Origin of the sequence: Lonsdalea britannica, from assembly GCF_003515985.1 — a bacterium.
Lineage (GTDB): Bacteria > Pseudomonadota > Gammaproteobacteria > Enterobacterales > Enterobacteriaceae > Lonsdalea > Lonsdalea britannica.
Map to the genome: position 1 here is coordinate 320858 of NZ_CP023009.1, position 17589 is coordinate 338446.

General features: G+C 51.8%; 11 protein-coding genes, 1 tRNA gene and 3 rRNA genes. 9 read left to right on the plus strand and 6 right to left on the minus strand.

Annotated elements, in window-relative coordinates:
• The 6 genes from proX (at window position 1) to CKQ53_RS01645 (ending at window position 7867) form a co-directional block, all read left to right on the plus strand.
• Window positions 1-996, plus strand: coding sequence for a glycine betaine/L-proline ABC transporter substrate-binding protein ProX (proX, locus tag CKQ53_RS01620; protein WP_085653425.1), 996 nt, complete (start codon window positions 1-3; stop codon window positions 994-996).
• Window positions 997-1242: 246 nt separating this feature from the next.
• Window positions 1243-2427 carry an MFS transporter gene (locus CKQ53_RS01625; protein ID WP_118894569.1) on the plus strand — a complete coding sequence of 395 codons (1185 nt, stop codon included), beginning with the start codon at window positions 1243-1245 and terminating at the stop codon, window positions 2425-2427.
• Window positions 2428-2678: 251 nt separating this feature from the next.
• Entirely contained in the window at window positions 2679-3194 is a 516-nt protein-coding gene (gene mprA, locus CKQ53_RS01630) for a transcriptional repressor MprA (protein ID WP_085653427.1), read from the plus strand.
• A gap of 233 nt (window positions 3195-3427) precedes the next feature.
• Window positions 3428-4600: a multidrug efflux MFS transporter periplasmic adaptor subunit EmrA gene (gene emrA, locus CKQ53_RS01635; protein ID WP_085653428.1), complete on the plus strand. Its 1173-nt coding sequence runs from the start codon at window positions 3428-3430 to the stop codon at window positions 4598-4600.
• 17 nt (window positions 4601-4617) lie between these two features.
• Window positions 4618-6153, plus strand: a complete 1536-nt coding sequence (gene emrB / locus CKQ53_RS01640) for a multidrug efflux MFS transporter permease subunit EmrB (protein ID WP_085653434.1) — start codon at window positions 4618-4620, stop codon at window positions 6151-6153.
• Between the two features lie 433 nt (window positions 6154-6586).
• Window positions 6587-7867, plus strand: coding sequence for a glycoside hydrolase family 68 protein (locus tag CKQ53_RS01645; protein WP_085653429.1), 1281 nt, complete (start codon window positions 6587-6589; stop codon window positions 7865-7867).
• A 147-nt stretch (window positions 7868-8014) separates the two neighbouring features.
• Here CKQ53_RS01645 and CKQ53_RS01650 read toward each other — a convergent pair whose 3' ends face one another.
• Window positions 8015-9103: a tRNA/rRNA methyltransferase gene (locus CKQ53_RS01650; RefSeq protein ID WP_085653430.1), complete on the minus strand. Its 1089-nt coding sequence runs from the start codon at window positions 9101-9103 to the stop codon at window positions 8015-8017.
• 245 nt (window positions 9104-9348) lie between these two features.
• Here CKQ53_RS01650 and trxC point away from each other — a divergent pair, with 245 nt between their 5' ends.
• The 3 genes from trxC (at window position 9349) to pssA (ending at window position 12277) form a co-directional block, all read left to right on the plus strand.
• Window positions 9349-9768: a thioredoxin TrxC gene (gene trxC / locus CKQ53_RS01655; protein WP_094118552.1), complete on the plus strand. Its 420-nt coding sequence runs from the start codon at window positions 9349-9351 to the stop codon at window positions 9766-9768.
• A gap of 82 nt (window positions 9769-9850) precedes the next feature.
• Window positions 9851-10525, plus strand: coding sequence for a tRNA-uridine aminocarboxypropyltransferase (locus CKQ53_RS01660; RefSeq protein WP_094118551.1), 675 nt, complete (start codon window positions 9851-9853; stop codon window positions 10523-10525).
• Between the two features lie 396 nt (window positions 10526-10921).
• Window positions 10922-12277 (plus strand): CDP-diacylglycerol--serine O-phosphatidyltransferase, encoded by a 1356-nt coding sequence (pssA, locus tag CKQ53_RS01665; RefSeq protein ID WP_085653432.1) that lies wholly within the window; start codon window positions 10922-10924, stop codon window positions 12275-12277.
• 407 nt (window positions 12278-12684) lie between these two features.
• On the opposite strand, the gene CKQ53_RS01670 is transcribed toward pssA, so the two are convergent.
• The 5 genes from CKQ53_RS01670 to CKQ53_RS01690 form a co-directional block, all read right to left on the minus strand.
• Window positions 12685-13983: an MFS family transporter gene (locus tag CKQ53_RS01670; protein ID WP_085653433.1), complete on the minus strand. Its 1299-nt coding sequence runs from the start codon at window positions 13981-13983 to the stop codon at window positions 12685-12687.
• Window positions 13984-14190: 207 nt separating this feature from the next.
• Window positions 14191-14306: ribosomal RNA gene (gene rrf, locus CKQ53_RS01675) — 5S ribosomal RNA — on the minus strand.
• Between the two features lie 52 nt (window positions 14307-14358).
• Window positions 14359-14434 (minus strand) — tRNA-Thr (locus tag CKQ53_RS01680).
• A gap of 16 nt (window positions 14435-14450) precedes the next feature.
• Window positions 14451-14566: ribosomal RNA gene (gene rrf, locus CKQ53_RS01685) — 5S ribosomal RNA — on the minus strand.
• A gap of 105 nt (window positions 14567-14671) precedes the next feature.
• Window positions 14672-17580 (minus strand): 23S ribosomal RNA (locus CKQ53_RS01690).
• Window positions 17581-17589: the final 9 nt, after the last annotated feature.

The window sequence follows — 17589 nt, forward strand, 5'->3', positions numbered from 1 at the left end:
ATGCGTAAAACAGGCATAATGTCGTTTGCCCTGACCGCCGTACTTAGTACCTCTCTCGCGGCCGCCGAACTTCCGGGAAAAGGCGTTACCGTACAGCCGATTCAGAGCACGCTGACGGAAGAAACCTTCCAGACTGAGCTGGTGAACAAAGCGTTGGAAAAACTGGGCTACGACGTCCAGCCGACGCGTGAAGTGGACTACAACGTCGCTTACACCTCTATCGCAAACGGCGACGCGACTTTCATGGCGGTCAACTGGGATCCGCTGCAGAACGACCAGTATAAATCCGCAGGCGGCGACGCCAAATTCTTCCGTCAGGGCATCTATATTTCCGGTGCTGCGCAGGGTTATCTGATCGATAAGAAAACGGCGGAGCAGTACAAGATCACCAACATCGCTCAGCTAAAAGATCCTAAAATCGCCAAGTTGTTCGATACCAACGATGACGGCAAAGCTGATTTGACCGGTTGTAATCCGGGCTGGGGCTGTGAAGCGGCCATTAACAATCACGTGAAGGCCTACGGCCTGACGCCGACGGTGGAACACAACCAGGGTAACTATGCGGCGATGATCGCCGACACCATTACCCGTTTCCACGAAGGTAAACCGATCCTGTACTACACCTGGACGCCATACTGGGTCAGCAATGTGCTGGTGCCGGGACGCGACGTCGTCTGGCTGCAGGTGCCTTTCTCCTCCCAGCCGGGAGATATGAAAGGCGTCAGCACCAAGCTGCCTAACGGCGCCGACTACGGTTTCCCGGTTAACAACGTTCGTATCGCCGCCAACAAGGTATGGGCCGAGAAAAACCCTGCTGCGGCCAAATTGTTCTCCAGCATGTGGTTGCCGGTTGCCGATGTGAATGCGCAGAACCAGCGTATGCACGCCGGTGAGTCGTCTGAAGAGGCGATCGAGCGTCACGTTAACGGCTGGATCAAAGCCCACCAGAAACAGTTTGACGCATGGGTCGACTCCGCACGCGCCGCTGCGAAGTAAATCGTTTTTAGGAGCGCCTGCCCCGTCAGGCGCTCTTCTTTCCCACGGTTCCTACTGGCTTTTTAGCCCCCCCCCTTTCAATCCGTTTCCAGCCTCTTGCCGACCTCATCATTTCCACATACGCCATCGTGATAGCGATGACTCACGCTGGAATGATTACGCATGAAATTGACTCAAAGGGTGGTATCAATGGGGGATCTGTCCGATACTACCAACCTTTAGCCTTAACAAATAGTTAACCATTTCATGAACACCGCCATACCACGAACCCAAACGTTAAGCCCTGCGCTAACCCTCTTGATGTCCGCCGCAACCGGCCTGATGGTAGCGAGCAATTACTACGCACAACCGCTATTGGATGCTATCGCCAACGCGTTCATGCTTTCTCCCAATCAGGCGGGTTTTATCGTCACCGCAGCCCAATTGGGCTATGCCGTGGGCCTGCTGCTGTTGGTGCCGCTGGGCGATATGCTGGAGCGCCGGGGACTGATTGTCGGTATGAGCCTGCTGTCCGCCGCCGGTATGCTGGTTACCGCATCGTCGTCATCACTGTGGGTCATGATACTCGGCACGGCACTGACCGGGATGTTCTCCGTCGCCGCGCAGCTTCTGGTGCCGCTAGCCGCGACGCTGGCCTCGCCGGAAACCCGAGGTAAAGTGGTCGGTACCGTGATGAGCGGCCTGCTGCTCGGGATATTGCTAGCCCGAACGTTGGCGGGCGCGCTGGCGTCTCTGGGCGGATGGCGACTGGTTTACTGGGTCGCGAGCGTTCTGATGATCGCCCTGTCTTTGCTGTTGTGGCGGGCTTTGCCTCGTTATAAACAAGACAATCAGCTGAATTATCCGCAGCTGCTGTCTTCGATTTTTCATCTCATGATCACGTACAAGCCGCTGCGCATTCGTTCCATTTTAGGCGGCCTGACGTTCGCGAACTTCAGCATTCTATGGACCTCGATGGCGTTTCTGCTGTCCGCGCCGCCGTATCGTTACTCCGAGGCCGTAATTGGCCTGTTTGGATTGGTCGGCGCGGCAGGAGCGCTGGCTGCCACGCGAGCCGGACGTCTGGCAGACCGCGGCCATGCCAAAACGGTCACGACCGTCGGCCTTGTCGTGCTGGCGCTGTCGTGGCTGCCCATCGCCGCAGGCGTTCACTCCATCCTGCTGTTGCTGATCGGGATTTTGGCGTTGGATCTGACGGTTCAGGGCGTGCATGTCACCAATCAGAGCATCATCTACCGCGACATGCCTGAAGCCCGTAATCGAATTACCTCAGGTTATATGACCGCCTATTTCATCGGCGGGGCATTAGGCTCGATGTTATCCGCTACGATGTTTCAGTACTTCGGCTGGCTGGGCGTTTCCATTGCGGGTTTCCTAACCAGCCTTATCGCCCTCTTGGTCTGGTGGTATAATAGAAACGACGTTTCTTAAATGTGACAGCCCTATCGGATCTTTTAATCCGGTAGGGGATTTCCACGAATGCCCGTCTTTAGGAAATTTTTTCTTTTTTTTATCAAAAAATAAATTGCGACAAATTGGAATAAAACACATAAAAATCAACACAATATTTATTTAAGTGCTTTCATCCCCCCGCTTTTTTTACCACTTTTGGTACTTTCCGTCATTTACCCAAGTAATAACCTGCGTTACTATACAGAAAGTGATTAATGAGGTTGACATAAATGGAAAGTTCGTTTGCACCAATAGAAAGTATGCTGCGCATGCGCGCCACTCGCCATCCCGACTTCCCGTACAAGGAAGTTACGATGCTTCGTCTGTTTCTACATTTGCAGACAAAAATACTTGAACACCGTAATCGAATGCTGAAGGAACAGAACATCAATGAGACGCTGTTCATGGCATTGCTTACGCTTGAATCTCAAGAGTCTTATAGCATTCAGCCTTCCGAGCTCAGCGCCGCGCTCGGTTCATCACGCACCAACGCCACACGTATTGCGGATGAACTGGAAAAACGCGGTTGGATTGAGCGCCGGGAGAGTGAAAGCGACCGACGTTGCCTGCACTTGTTCATGACGGAAAAAGGGAAGGCTTTCTTGAATGAGTTACTCCCGCCGCAACACTTTAGTCTGCATCAGCTATGCTCTGTCTTGGATGACGAAGAGCAGCTCGAGTTGGAAACCTTGATGCGTAAACTACTGGGACGCCTTGACGAAATCGAAAAAGGTATGCCGATTTAGTATTTCACCATCATCATAAGTCAGCGCCATGCCGCCCCACACTGACATTTACCGACACCAGGCGGACATTCTCGTGACGTGCACATCCTTGAGCGCAAGGAATCACGAGACGTTCTCAGTGTGGTCCCGGCACGGGCTGTCTATTTATCGCAGCCTGAGCGTTAGCGACATCACCCTCACATCGCCGTATGGCAATTACCCATTAAAGAATGAGAAGTACATTAGGGGAAACCATGAGCTCCACTGTGGAAACATCTGCACCGCAACCTGTCAAAAAGAACAAACCCCGTCGGAAACGCATCTTAACGTTATTAACACTTATATTTTTATTCCTGGGCTGCCTGTGGCTCGCTTATTGGTTCCTGGTTTTACGTCATCATCAGGAAACCGATGATGCGTATGTCGCGGGTAACCAGATCCAGATTATGTCGCAGGTCGCCGGTAGCGTGACCAGCGTCAACGTCGACAGCACGGACTTCGTCAGAAAAGGCGATGTGTTGGTCGAACTCGACCCAACCGACGCCCAACAGGCATACGAGCGTGCGCAAACCGCGCTGGCCAATAGCGTGCGTCAGGTTCATCAGTTAATTATCAATAATCGTCAGTATCAGGCGAATATCGCGCTCCGGCAGACCGCGCTCAACCAAGCGGTCAGCGATTTGAATCGCCGAGAAACGCTGGGTAAAGTCAACGCCATCGGACGCGAAGATGTGCAGCATGCGCGCGATGCCGTCGCCAGCGCACAGGCGTCGCTGGATGTCGCCAAACAGCAATTCGCCGCCAATCAGGCGCTGATTCTTAATACGCCGTTGGAAAAGCAGCCGGCGATACAGCAGAGCGCCGCCGACTTGCGTGACGCCTGGCTGGCGTTGCAGCGGACGCACATTGTGAGCCCGGTAGATGGCTATGTTTCACGCCGCAGTGTACAGGTCGGCGCCCGGATTGCTTCAACATCGGCTCTGATGGTGGTGGTTCCCGCCAAAGGCCTGTGGGTGGACGCCAACTTCAAGGAAACCCAGTTAGCCAATATGCGTATCGGCCAGCCCGCCACCCTCGTCAGCGATCTTTATGGCGACGATGTGGTTTATAAAGGCAAGGTTGTTGGCCTGGATATGGGCACCGGCAGCGCCTTTTCTCTTCTGCCAGCGCAGAATGCCACCGGCAACTGGATTAAAGTCGTCCAGCGTCTTCCCGTCCGGGTTGAGCTCGATCCGCAAGAGCTGGCGGATCACCCTCTGCGCATCGGTCTGTCGATGCTGGTCAATGTCGATACCGCCAATGCGGACGGTAAAGTCTTATCTGACGTACCGCGTAGCGAACCCGCCTACCAGAGCGATGCGCTGGAGCTGAATATGGCGCCGGTCAATCAGACTATCGACGAGATTATCCGTGCTAACGCAGGCTGAGCATGAGGGATAAACACGTGCAGAAGAAACCGCTAGAGGGAATACAGCTGGCCTTGTTGACCATCGCGCTCGCGTTGGCCACCTTCATGCAGGTACTGGATTCGACCATCGCCAACGTAGCGATCCCGACGATTGCCGGCAATCTGGGGTCATCCAACTCTCAGGGCACCTGGGTGATCACCTCCTTCGGGGTGGCGAACGCCATTTCTATTCCGATTACCGGTTGGCTGGCGAAACGCTTTGGCGAAGTTCGCCTTTTCGTCTGGGCCACGGGACTGTTTGCGCTGATGTCCTGGCTGTGCGGTATCTCCAACAGCCTGGAAATGTTGATCTTCTTCCGTGTCCTGCAAGGACTGGTTGCAGGCCCGATCATCCCATTGTCGCAAAGCCTGCTATTGAACAACTATCCTCCGGCGAAACGCAGTATCGCACTGGCGCTGTGGTCGATGACCGTCGTCGTCGCGCCGATTTTCGGTCCGATCCTCGGCGGTTGGATCAGCGACAACTACCATTGGGGATGGATTTTCTTTATCAATATTCCGCTGGGCGTGCTGGTGGTGGTGCTGACGTTGCAGCTGCTGCGCGGACGTGAGACAGCGGTCACGATCAGGCCGATAGACTCTATCGGTCTGGTGCTGCTGGTGTTGGGCGTGGGCTGCCTGCAAATGATGCTTGATCGTGGAAAGGAGCTGGACTGGTTTAACTCTACTGAGATCATCACGCTATGCGTCGTCGCGGTTATAGCTCTGGTGTTCCTCGTAGTATGGGAGCTAACGGATGATAATCCGGTCGTCGACCTCTCCCTCTTTAAATCCCGTAACTTCACCATTGGCTGCCTGTGCACCAGCCTGGCATTTATGTTCTATTTCGGTGCCATCGTTCTTATGCCGCAGCTATTGCAGGAAGTTTATGGCTATACCGCTACCTGGGCAGGATTGGCATCGGCCCCCGTCGGGCTGATGCCAGTGCTATTGTCGCCGCTCATCGGTCGCTTCGCGCCGCGTCTGGATATGCGCTATCTGGTCAGCTTCAGCTTTGTGATGTACGCCGTCTGCTTCTATTGGCGTACCTATACCTTTGAACCGGGCATGGACTTCGCGGCTTCGGCCTGGCCTCAGTTCGTACAGGGATTTGCGGTGGCGTGCTTCTTTATGCCTTTGACGACGATTACCTTGTCAGGGCTCGGGCCAGAGCGATTGGCGGCAGCATCCAGTTTGTTCAACTTCTCGCGTACCCTCGCGGGCTCCATCGGAACATCGCTGACAACCACGCTTTGGGAGCGGCGAGAAGCGCTACATCACGCTCAGTTGACGGAATCCGTGTCGCCTTATAATCCGATTGCACAGCAGGTCTATCAGCAAATGGAGGCTTTAGGGCTTACACAGCAGCAGGTCTCTTCTTATCTTGCTCAACAGATTACCGGGCAAGGCCTAATCATTGCTGCAAACGAGATCTTTTGGGCCGCAGCGGCAATATTTATCGTGCTGATTGTGTTGGTATGGTTCGCTCGTCCCCCCTTTGGCAGTGCCGGAGGGGGTGGCGGCGCGCACTAAGCCAATTGCAGCGTCTGATTACCGTGCCGTCCTCTTTGGGGACGGCATTTTTGTCTTTGACTAAGAGAGACGTTACTCGATTCGCAATCCGGCGTTAGCCACACCGTTTAACCTTCTATTTTACCGTCACTTCATCCTCTAAACCGCCTTGGCCAACTACATCCTTCCCATCTATAGCAGCTCGACGCATTTCGTTATCTCCAATCTCAAAATGAGCAAAAACGAAACCACCTCAGAATAAAACCCCAAAAAGAACTCATTAAATCGCCAAAAAGAAAAACAAAAAACCACAAAAACGTCATTTTAAAACAATAAGCCCAAATCAGTTAAAATTATCAAATTAGCATTGAACGCCAGAAACATACTGTATATAGTATCAGCACTGTACAGACATACAGTAAAACAAATCACTCACTTTTACAGGAGATACACCATGGCCATTCGTAAAGAACTGAAAGCCACCCCCGCTTACAAACCGACAATCTGGACTCGTGCCGATGCGTTGAAAGTCACCTTCGACGATCCGACGACCACTCAGCCTTTGGTCAGTGCCGACTTTAAAACCATGAGCGACGACGTATTCATCTGGGATACCATGCCGCTGCGTGATATTAACGGTCACACTGTGTCAGTCGATGGCTGGTCAGTCATTTTCACCCTGACCGCGGATCGTCAAGAAGACAACCCTGCTTACCTGGATGAAAACGGCAACTACAACATCTCTCTTGACTGGAACGACCGCCACGGTCGCGCAAAGATCTGCTACTGGTTCTCACGTAACAGTAAAGATTGGACCTTCGGTGGCCGCATGATGGCTGAAGGCGTTTCTCCTACCACTCGCGAATGGGCTGGTTCTCCCATTCTGCTGAATGAAAAAGGCGACATCGCATTCTACTACACCGCGGTGACTCCTGGTTCAACCGTATCCAAAGTACGTGGTCGTGTTGTAACGACGTCCACCGGCGTGGAAATGGTCGGCTTCAACAAAGTATTCAGCCTGTTCGACGCCGATGGCGCGATTTACCAGACTGAAGAACAAAACCAGTACTGGGCCTTCCGCGATCCATGGCCGTTCCGTGACCCGAAAAGCGGCAAGCTGTACATGCTGTTCGAAGGTAACGTTGCTGGTGTTCGTGGTTCTCATGTCGTCGGTGATGACGAACTGGGTGATGTACCGCCGGGTTACGAAGAAGTGGGTGGCTCACGCTACCAGACGGGTTGTATCGGTATTGCTGTTGCGCTGGATGAAGATGGCGACCAATGGGAACTGTTACCGCCGCTGGTTACCGCTGTTGGCGTCAACGATCAGACCGAACGTCCTCACTTCGTATTCCAGGACGACCAGTACTACCTGATGACCATCAGCCACACGTATACCTATGCTGACGGCCTGACCGGTCCGGATGGTGTTTACGGCTTCCTGAGCGACGAGCTGTTTGGCCAGTATGAGCCGATGAACGGTTCTGGTCTGGTTCTGGGTAACCCTTCCAGCCAGCCTTACCAGACTTATTCACACTATGTCATGCCTAACGGCCTGGTAACGTCCTTCATCGACAGCGTGCCTACCGATGTGGAAACGACCGGTATGGAATATCGTATTGGTGGGACTGAAGCACCGACCGTGAAGATCAAATTCATCGGCTCTCGTAGCTTCGTGGTTGAAGAACTGGATTACGGCTACATTCCGCCGGAACTGGATGTGAAAACGCTGTAAAGAATGACCCACTCATGTGGGCCATACTCAGCACTTCAATGTTGACCGGCACCTAGCCATGCCCGGCGAGGGTGCCAAAAAAGAAGGCCAGTCAGGTGACACTGACTGGCCTTCACTATATCACGCTTAAAAACAGGATGTCACCGTTCAGCCTTGATTCTGACGCCACCATTCCGCCAGCAGGATACCGGTCGCAACAGAAATATTCAGGCTCTCGACCTTACCGGTTCCGTCGATAGACACCTTCACGCCGCCTTGTTCCCAAGCTCCGTCTGTCAAACCATCACCCTCTTCACCCAAAACGATCACCGTTTTGGCAGGTAATGTGGCCCCCGATAAAGGTGTGCCTTTGTGACTGGACGTGGTGACGATGGTGTACCCGGCACGTCGGAATTCCTCCAACGCATCTATCAACCCTTCGGTACTGATGGCTTTCACATGTTCAGCACCACCTTCTGCCGTACGCACTGCCGCACCGGATTCCAGTATCGCTGCATCACGGACTAAAACGCCACGCACGCCGAAATGCGCACAGCTACGAATAATCCCCCCCAGGTTATGCGGATTACCCACTTCTTCCAGCGCCAAAACACAGTCTTTCTCGCCAGCTTTACTCAGGTAATCTTTCACCTCAGTGCCACGACGCTTCTTGATCAGGAAACAAACGCCGCCATGATGATCGGTGCCGGAGGCTTTGGTCAGCTCTTCGTCATCAACAACATGATACGCCTTACGGTTTGCCGCCATCCAACGCAGCGCATCGCGAAAACGCGGAGTAACTTCTTGCAAAAACCAGGCTCGAACGATTGACTCAGGCCGGCTTTTAAACAGCGCCTGACAGGCATTTTCACCATAGACGCGAGTTTCTTCTGCCCGCTGGCGGCGCAACTGCGCAGGATCTAACTGACTTTTACCTACAATACCACCGTGGTCAGGCGCAGCATCGGGACTACGTGAAACAGTTTTCCAGGGAGAATCGTACTCCCCTGTCGATTCTCGACGAGCTGGGCGTTCTTCCTGACGCTTCTCTCCGCGCCATTTCGAACCTTCGTCACGACCGCCGCCATCGCGCGATCCGGGCGCACGTTTGTCGCGCGGTTTTTTATCCCGACTGTCGCCGCTCGGACGTCGCGTATCCGACGAACGTGAATTCTTATCCTTTTTATCGTCCTCATCGCTGCTGCGGACGTACATCACGCGGACCTTGCCGCCTTTCCCACTAAATGAATCGCTCATCTTTTTCTCCACCTACGCGCTCGCCGCGAAGAGTACCTTATGTCCCATCGCTTAGCTACCGAACGACACATAAAAGTCAGGAACTATTGTAGCCATTGAGTAAACCACGTTGTTCCATCAGGTTCCGGTCACGATACTGAAGCCACACTCAACATCGCCGCCAGCTAGCCTTTTTATACGCACGCGGCGGTAACGTTTAACAGCTCGCTGACTCATGTTAGTCCTTTGATTATTGAGGCCTTGTTATGAATACGGTTTGTGCATCGTGCCACACTACTAACCGCCTGGCGGAAACGCGCATTGAAGATAACGCCACCTGCGGACGTTGCGGGGAGACGCTATTCAAAGGAGAAGTGATCAATGCCACGGCCAAAACGCTTGATAAGTTACTTAAAGACGATCTTCCCGTCGTCATTGATTTCTGGGCGCCATGGTGCGGGCCGTGTGTTAATTTCGCCCCCGTGTATAGCAGCGTAGCAGAAGAAAACGGCGGCAAAATCCGCTTTTTGAAAGTGAACACCGAAGCTGAACCCGAGTTAAGCGAACGTTTCCGTATTCGCACCATTCCTACGATTATGATTTTCAAGAATGGGCAGATGGTAGATATGTTGAACGGCGCGATGCCAAAAGCGCCATTCGAAAGCTGGTTGGAAGAATCACTCTAACGTGGCTGCTAGGCGATTTCATTCTGCGGGGCTTCTGGTCCCGCGATAGCTCGATTAGAATGGCGTCTTTTTGCGGGGCCCCATGACTGAAAACGCAGTCCTTCAACTACGCGAAAAGCGTTTAGCGCTCGCCACTCGTCCTTTTAACGCCCGCGGCAGCCGCGTTGTTCGGTGTCAGCGATGCCTGCTTCCCGCAATCCGTTGTCTGTGTCACACCATCGTGCCACAGCAAGCACGAAGCCGCTTCTGCTTAATCATGTTTGATACTGAACCCATGAAACCCAGTAATACGGGGCGGCTCATAGCGGATATTCTGCCGAATACGTTGGCCTTTCAATGGTCGCGCACAATTCCCAACCCGGCGCTACTCGCGGCAATTCAGTCACCGCACTATCAACCTTATCTGGTCTTTCTGGCCGAAGAAGAAAATAAGGCACGTGACGTATTTCATCAGTTGCCCGAAACCGGCAAAGCCCCACTCTTTATTATGTTGGATGGCACTTGGCCAGAAGCCCGCAAAATGTTCCGTAAAAGCCCATATCTGGATAATTTGCCTATTCTGTCGCTCAGTATAGAAGCCCTGTCTCGTTATAAATTGCGTGAAGCAAGTCTGGCGGGCCAGCAGTGTACCGCCGAAATTGCCGTGGCGCTTTTAGAACAAGCCGGGGATCACTCAGCGGCACAAACCCTGAATAACCACTTTGACCACTTCAGGAAAAGCTATCTGGCGGGAAAACCTCACCATACTGAAGACTGAAGACTGAAGACTGAAGATAACGTACGCGTTCAGACTCTCATGGCCGAGCCACTATGAATATACACATCATGAGTTCTATCGATCAGAATAGACCGATTTTCAACGTATTCAAGGAATAAGGACACCACCCTACATTCACTCCTGGGGTGACTTAAAAACAGTGACTCACAAACCAATATACCTTAAATGACTCGGCTGAACGGACATGGCGGATGTGCTTGATAACCTTTTGAGTACCATACCGAATCGAGCCATCGCCAACGTAAAGAGTCCGTACTAAAAGACAAAACCTGCTCACAACAGCGGGAAAGTGATGTTATTATTGCCCGATTCGGCCATATTTAACGTTCAATGACCAGCCCGGTCAGACCATGATAAGAGAAGAATCGCACTGTGATGTTGTCAAAACTAAAGCGAACTAAATACCAACAACACCTTGCACAACTGCCCAAAATTCCTCAGTCAGCCGACGCCGTGCAAACCCTCCATCGCCCGGAGGAATTCCGTCGCACGCTTGTGGAGCGGATTCTTCAGGCAGAACAACGCATCTACATCGTATCTTTATATCTGGAGCACGATGACGGCGGCGAGACAATTTTATCCGCCCTTTACCAAGCGAAACGCCAGCGTCCTGAGCTGGATGTTCGCGTATTGGTGGACTGGCATCGCGCGCAGCGCGGCCGTATTGGCGCAGCGGCGGCGAATACCAATGCAGACTGGTATCAGGCGATGAAGGAACAGAGCGGCGGAATCGAGTTTCCTGTTTACGGAGTCCCGGTTAATACGCGGGAAGCCTTGGGCGTGCTCCACCTGAAAGGTTTCATTATTGATGATACTGTGCTGTACAGTGGTGCCAGTCTGAATGATGTCTACTTGCAGCAGCATGAAAAATACCGCTACGACCGATATCAGATGATCGATAATAAGCCGCTGGCGGATACGATGGCAGGTTACGTACAGAGGCTACTGGCGTCATCTGCGATACAGCGACTGGATATGAAAGATAGACCGAAGACCGCTGAAATCAAAAATTCGATCCGTCGATTCCGCCAGATGCTACGCACCCTTCATTACCGCTTACCGAATCTCCCAAACAATAATAACCAGCTGGCCATTACGCCATTGGTTGGGTTGGGTAAACAGAGTCCATTAAATAAAACCATTCATCATTTGATGTGCTGTACTGAACAACATTTGGTGATGTGTACTCCTTATTTTAATTTACCTGCGCCGTTAGTCAGAAACGTCATTAACCTGCTTCGCAGCGGTAAAAAGATCGAAATTATCATTGGTGACAAAACGGCTAATGATTTTTATATTCCTGAGAGTGAGCCCTTCAAGATTATAGGCGCATTGCCTTATCTTTATGAAATCAACCTCCGACGTTTTCTTAGTCGATTACAAAAATATATCGATAATGGTCAGTTGGTGGTGCGTCTATGGAAAGACGGTGATAACAGCTTCCACTTAAAAGGACTGTGGGTAGATAATAAATGGCAGATGCTAACCGGCAACAATCTCAATCCGCGCGCCTGGAGACTGGATCTTGAGAATGCTATTTTGATCCACGATCCTCAAAAACAGTTGCTGGAACAGCGAATTAAAGAGCTAGCCTGCATCCGTGAGAATACGCATATATTGAGCAGCTATCAGCAGCTGGAAAGCATTGCGCAATACCCGGTTAAAGTGCGCAAACTTATTCGCCGTGTTCGACGCGTGAGAATCGATAAGCTCATTAGTCGTATTTTGTAATATATCGATGAAAGCACAGATGACGGCCGGTTAACGGTCGTTCTCCTTTATTTTCTCCCATCAACTTAACGACATCCCCCCGATCTTCGTAAGAATTGATTCGCTGAGTAATATAATGTCTCGAGTCATTCAGACAGTCCTTCCCAACGCGAACGGTTAATTCATCCTGACGCCGTAAAAATACGCACAGTATTATTTTAAGGCTGATAACCACTCAACAATGAAGTATTCAAATTTAACCTGGAAGGCATAGGTATATCTGCCAGATAAAATTAGTGGGTTATGTTTACAGGTTTTATTCTCTTTGAGAATAGAAGGTTTGTTAATTCCCGCGCCGAGGTGACGCGGGAAACGATGACCTACCGATGACGTAAATCGGCCTTGTGGAGCCTTTGACTCATGCTGAGTTAAAGGGTCTTACCTTGTCCTTTACGGTGTAGTCCCAAAGAGACCAGGAATGAGATCGCGCCCATGGCCGATACGTACCAGAAAAAGGCATTCTCCGACCCCAGAGACTTCAGTGAGAGCGCAACGTATTCAGCCGAGCCGCCAAACAATGCGTTCGCTACCGCATATGACAAGCCAACGCCCATCGCTCTAACTTCGGGGGGAAACATTTCCGCCTTCAAAATCCCGCTGATTGCCGTGTAAAAACTCACAATAATCAAAGACAGCAGGACTAGTAGAAAAGCGATAACCGGGTTGGTAACGCTTTGAAGAAGCGTCAGAATCGGCACCGTTAACAACGCCATTAATCCGCCGAAGCATAGCATCGAATTGCGGCGTCCAATCTTGTCGGATAAATGTCCAAACAGCGGCTGCAAAAGCATGAAAACGAACAGGGCCAACGTCATCAGGCCACTCGCCACTTCAGGCGCCATCCCCGAGGTGTTGACGAGATATTTTTGCATGTAAGTGGTATAGGTATAGAAACCGAGCGACCCACCGGCGGTGAAGCCCAAGACCATCAAGAATGCTTTGCGGTTATTCCATAATCCACGCAAAGAGCCCGCGTCTTTGTGTGAGCGAGAAGCTTTATCAGAGGTTTCATTCAGCGAACGACGCAAGAATAAGGCAACGACAGCCAGAATAGCGCCAATAAAAAATGGAATACGCCATCCCCAGGCATACAAACTTTCGGAGGGCATAGTGTGTTGCAATATCACCACAACTAACAGGGCCAGCAGCTGACCACCGATCAACGTGACATATTGGAAAGAAGCAAAGAACCCTTTCCTTCCCTCAATTGCAACTTCGCTCATGTAGGTAGCGCTGGTTCCATATTCCCCACCAACGGACAGCCCCTGAAAGAGACGAGCACACAACAACAACAACGGTGCCCAGGTGCCGATGGTCTCGTAACCAGGTAGGCAGGCGATGACTAACGACCCCAGGCACATCATACATACGGAGATAAGCATCGACGCCTTGCGTCCATACTTGTCAGCAATGTATCCAAACAACCATCCCCCAATCGGACGCATCAGGAAACCAGCGGCGAACACACCCGCGGTATGCAGAAGCTGCGTAGTCGGATTTTCTGAGGGGAAAAAGATGTGAGCAAAATATAAAGAACAAAATGAATATACGTAGAAATCAAACCACTCTACCAAGTTCCCTGATGATGCTCCCACAATTGCCTTGATCCTCTGTCGAGAGTCATTTTCACCGGGCGTTAATGTTTTTGAATTTATATTTCCCGTCATACGGTTTTTTCTCTCCTGTTCGTAGGACACAACTATCCAACATATCTACAGTAAAACAGGATCACGTTTGCAGGCAAAGAATAATGTATACACTTAATGATTTATCGTTAATTACGGTGGTCAAATAAGTTAAATTTATGGGTAGCTTGAGGTATTCAGATACGAAAAAGCCTCTGGCGTTAACCAGAGGCTTTCCGTTGATTTGATGCCTGGCAGTTCCCTACTCTCACATGGGGAGACCCCACACTACCATCGGCGCTACGGCGTTTCACTGCTGAGTTCGGCATGGGGTCAGGTGGGACCACCGCGCTATCGCCGCCAGGCAAATTCTTTAAAATCTTTGCCGAACTCTACTTTATTACTTTAATTAAGAGGTGGTGCTGATACCCAGAGTCGAACTGGGGACCTCACCCTTACCAAGGGTGCGCTCTACCAACTGAGCCATATCAGCGCACCAAAATTTTAATGCCTGGCAGTTCCCTACTCTCACATGGGGAGACCCCACACTACCATCGGCGCTACGGCGTTTCACTGCTGAGTTCGGCATGGGGTCAGGTGGGACCACCGCGCTATCGCCGCCAGGCAAATTCTGTTTCATCCCAACCGTTACGTCCTACTTCCACGCAACCATCAGAACCAATCTTCGAACAAGCTGAATACGTCTCTCTAAAAACACCTTCGGTGTTGTAAGGTTAAGCCTCTCGGGTCATTAGTACTGGTTAGCTCAACGTATCGCTACGCTTACACATCCAGCCTATCTACGTCGTCGTCTTCAACGGCCCTTCAGGGGACTCAAGGTCCCAGGGAAGACTCATCTCGGGGCAAGTTTCCCGCTTAGATGCTTTCAGCGGTTATCTCTTCCGCACTTAGCTACCGGGCAATGCCATTGGCATGACAACCCGAACACCAGTGGTGCGTTCACTCCGGTCCTCTCGTACTAGGAGCAACCCCCCTCAATCTTCCAACGCCCACGGCAGATAGGGACCGAACTGTCTCACGACGTTCTAAACCCAGCTCGCGTACCACTTTAAACGGCGAACAGCCGTACCCTTGGGACCTACTTCAGCCCCAGGATGTGATGAGCCGACATCGAGGTGCCAAACACCGCCGTCGATATGAACTCTTGGGCGGTATCAGCCTGTTATCCCCGGAGTACCTTTTATCCGTTGAGCGATGGCCCTTCCATTCAGAACCACCGGATCACTAAGACCTGCTTTCGCACCTGCTCGAGCCGTCACTCTCGCAGTCAAGCTAGCTTATGCCTTTGCACTAACCTCCTGATGTCCGACCAGGATTAGCTAACCTTCGTGCTCCTCCGTTACTCTTTGGGAGGAGACCGCCCCAGTCAAACTACCCACCAGACACTGTCCGCAACCCCGATTAGGGGCCCACGTTAGAACATCAAACATTAAAGGGTGGTATTTCAAGGTTGGCTCCATGCAGACTGGCGTCCACACTTCAAAGCCTCCCACCTATCCTACACATCAAGGCTCAAGGTTCAGTGTCAAGCTATAGTAAAGGTTCACGGGGTCTTTCCGTCTTGCCGCGGGTACACTGCATCTTCACAGCGAGTTCAATTTCACTGAGTCTCGGGTGGAGACAGCCTGGCCATCATTACGCCATTCGTGCAGGTCGGAACTTACCCGACAAGGAATTTCGCTACCTTAGGACCGTTATAGTTACGGCCGCCGTTTACCGGGGCTTCGATCAAGAGCTTCGCCTTGCGGCTGACCCCATCAATTAACCTTCCGGCACCGGGCAGGCGTCACACCGTATACGTCCACTTTCGTGTTTGCACAGTGCTGTGTTTTTATTAAACAGTTGCAGCCAGCTGGTATCTGCGACTGGTATCAGCTCCGGGAGCAAGTCCCTTCACCAACACCAGCGTGCCTTCTCCCGAAGTTACGGCACCATTTTGCCTAGTTCCTTCACCCGAGTTCTCTCAAGCGCCTTGGTATTCTCTACCTGACCACCTGTGTCGGTTTGGGGTACGATTTCGTGTTACCTGGAGCTTAGAGGCTTTTCCTGGAAGCTTGGCATCGGCTACTTCATCACCGTAGTGACTCGTCATCACGCCTCAGTGTTAATGATGTTCCGGATTTACCAAAAACATCCACCTACACGCTTAAACCGGGACAACCGTCGCCCGGATAACCTAGCCTTCTCCGTCCCCCCTTCGCAGTAACACCAAGTACAGGAATATTAACCTGTTTCCCATCGACTACGCCTTTCGGCCTCGCCTTAGGGGTCGACTCACCCTGCCCCGATTAACGTTGGACAGGAACCCTTGGTCTTCCGGCGTGCGGGTTTTTCACCCGCATTATCGTTACTTATGTCAGCATTCGCACTTCTGATACCTCCAGCAACCCTCACAGGCCACCTTCGCAGGCTTACAGAACGCTCCCCTACCCAACAACACCTAAGTGTCGCTGCCGCAGCTTCGGTGCATGGTTTAGCCCCGTTACATCTTCCGCGCAGGCCGACTCGACCAGTGAGCTATTACGCTTTCTTTAAATGATGGCTGCTTCTAAGCCAACATCCTGGCTGTCTGGGCCTTCCCACATCGTTTCCCACTTAACCATGACTTTGGGACCTTAGCTGGCGGTCTGGGTTGTTTCCCTCTTCACGACGGACGTTAGCACCCGCCGTGTGTCTCCCGTGATAACATTCTTCGGTATTCGTAGTTTGCATCGAGTTGGTAAGCCGGGATGGCCCCCTAGTCGAAACAGTGCTCTACCCCCGAAGATGAGTTCACGAGGCGCTACCTAAATAGCTTTCGGGGAGAACCAGCTATCTCCCGGTTTGATTGGCCTTTCACCCCCAGCCACAAGTCATCCGCTAATTTTTCAACATTAGTCGGTTCGGTCCTCCAGTTAGTGTTACCCAACCTTCAACCTGCCCATGGCTAGATCACCGGGTTTCGGGTCTATACCCTGCAACTTAACGCCCAGTTAAGACTCGGTTTCCCTGCGGCTCCCCTATTCGGTTAACCTTGCTACAGAATATAAGTCGCTGACCCATTATACAAAAGGTACGCAGTCACCCTGATAAATCAAGGCTCCCACTGCTTGTACGTACACGGTTTCAGGTTCTATTTCACTCCCCTCGCCGGGGTTCTTTTCGCCTTTCCCTCACGGTACTGGTTCACTATCGGTCAGTCAGGAGTATTTAGCCTTGGAGGATGGTCCCCCCATATTCAGACAGGATAACACGTGTCCCGCCCTACTCATCGAACTCACAATTCATGCCTCTTCGTGTACGGGACTATCACCCTCTGTCGTGCGACTTTCCAGACGCTTCCACTAAGACACAAACTGATTCAGGTTCTGGGCTCCTCCCCGTTCGCTCGCCGCTACTAGGGGAATCTCGGTTGATTTCTTTTCCTCGGGGTACTGAGATGTTTCAGTTCCCCCGGTTCGCCTCATGTCACTATGTATTCATGACATGATAGTGCAACGGATTGCACTGGGTTTCCCCATTCGGGTATCGTCGGGTATAACGGTTCATATCACCTTACCGACGCTTATCGCAGATTAGCACGCCCTTCATCGCCTCTGACTGCCTAGGCATCCACCGTGTACGCTTAGTCACTTAACCTCACAACCC

What these genes read in the sequence shown, in the direction of transcription:
- proX (WP_085653425.1), top strand. Translation starts at nt 1, where the DNA reads ATGCGTAAAACAGGCATAATGTCGTTTGCCCTGACCGCCGTACTTAGT.
- CKQ53_RS01625 (WP_118894569.1), top strand. Translation starts at nt 1,243, where the DNA reads ATGAACACCGCCATACCACGAACCCAAACGTTAAGCCCTGCGCTAACC.
- mprA (WP_085653427.1), top strand. Translation starts at nt 2,679, where the DNA reads ATGGAAAGTTCGTTTGCACCAATAGAAAGTATGCTGCGCATGCGCGCC.
- emrA (WP_085653428.1), top strand. Translation starts at nt 3,428, where the DNA reads ATGAGCTCCACTGTGGAAACATCTGCACCGCAACCTGTCAAAAAGAAC.
- CKQ53_RS01645 (WP_085653429.1), top strand. Translation starts at nt 6,587, where the DNA reads ATGGCCATTCGTAAAGAACTGAAAGCCACCCCCGCTTACAAACCGACA.
- CKQ53_RS01650 (WP_085653430.1), bottom strand. Translation starts at nt 9,103, where the DNA reads ATGAGCGATTCATTTAGTGGGAAAGGCGGCAAGGTCCGCGTGATGTAC.
- trxC (WP_094118552.1), top strand. Translation starts at nt 9,349, where the DNA reads ATGAATACGGTTTGTGCATCGTGCCACACTACTAACCGCCTGGCGGAA.
- CKQ53_RS01660 (WP_094118551.1), top strand. Translation starts at nt 9,851, where the DNA reads ATGACTGAAAACGCAGTCCTTCAACTACGCGAAAAGCGTTTAGCGCTC.
- pssA (WP_085653432.1), top strand. Translation starts at nt 10,922, where the DNA reads ATGTTGTCAAAACTAAAGCGAACTAAATACCAACAACACCTTGCACAA.
- CKQ53_RS01670 (WP_085653433.1), bottom strand. Translation starts at nt 13,983, where the DNA reads ATGACGGGAAATATAAATTCAAAAACATTAACGCCCGGTGAAAATGAC.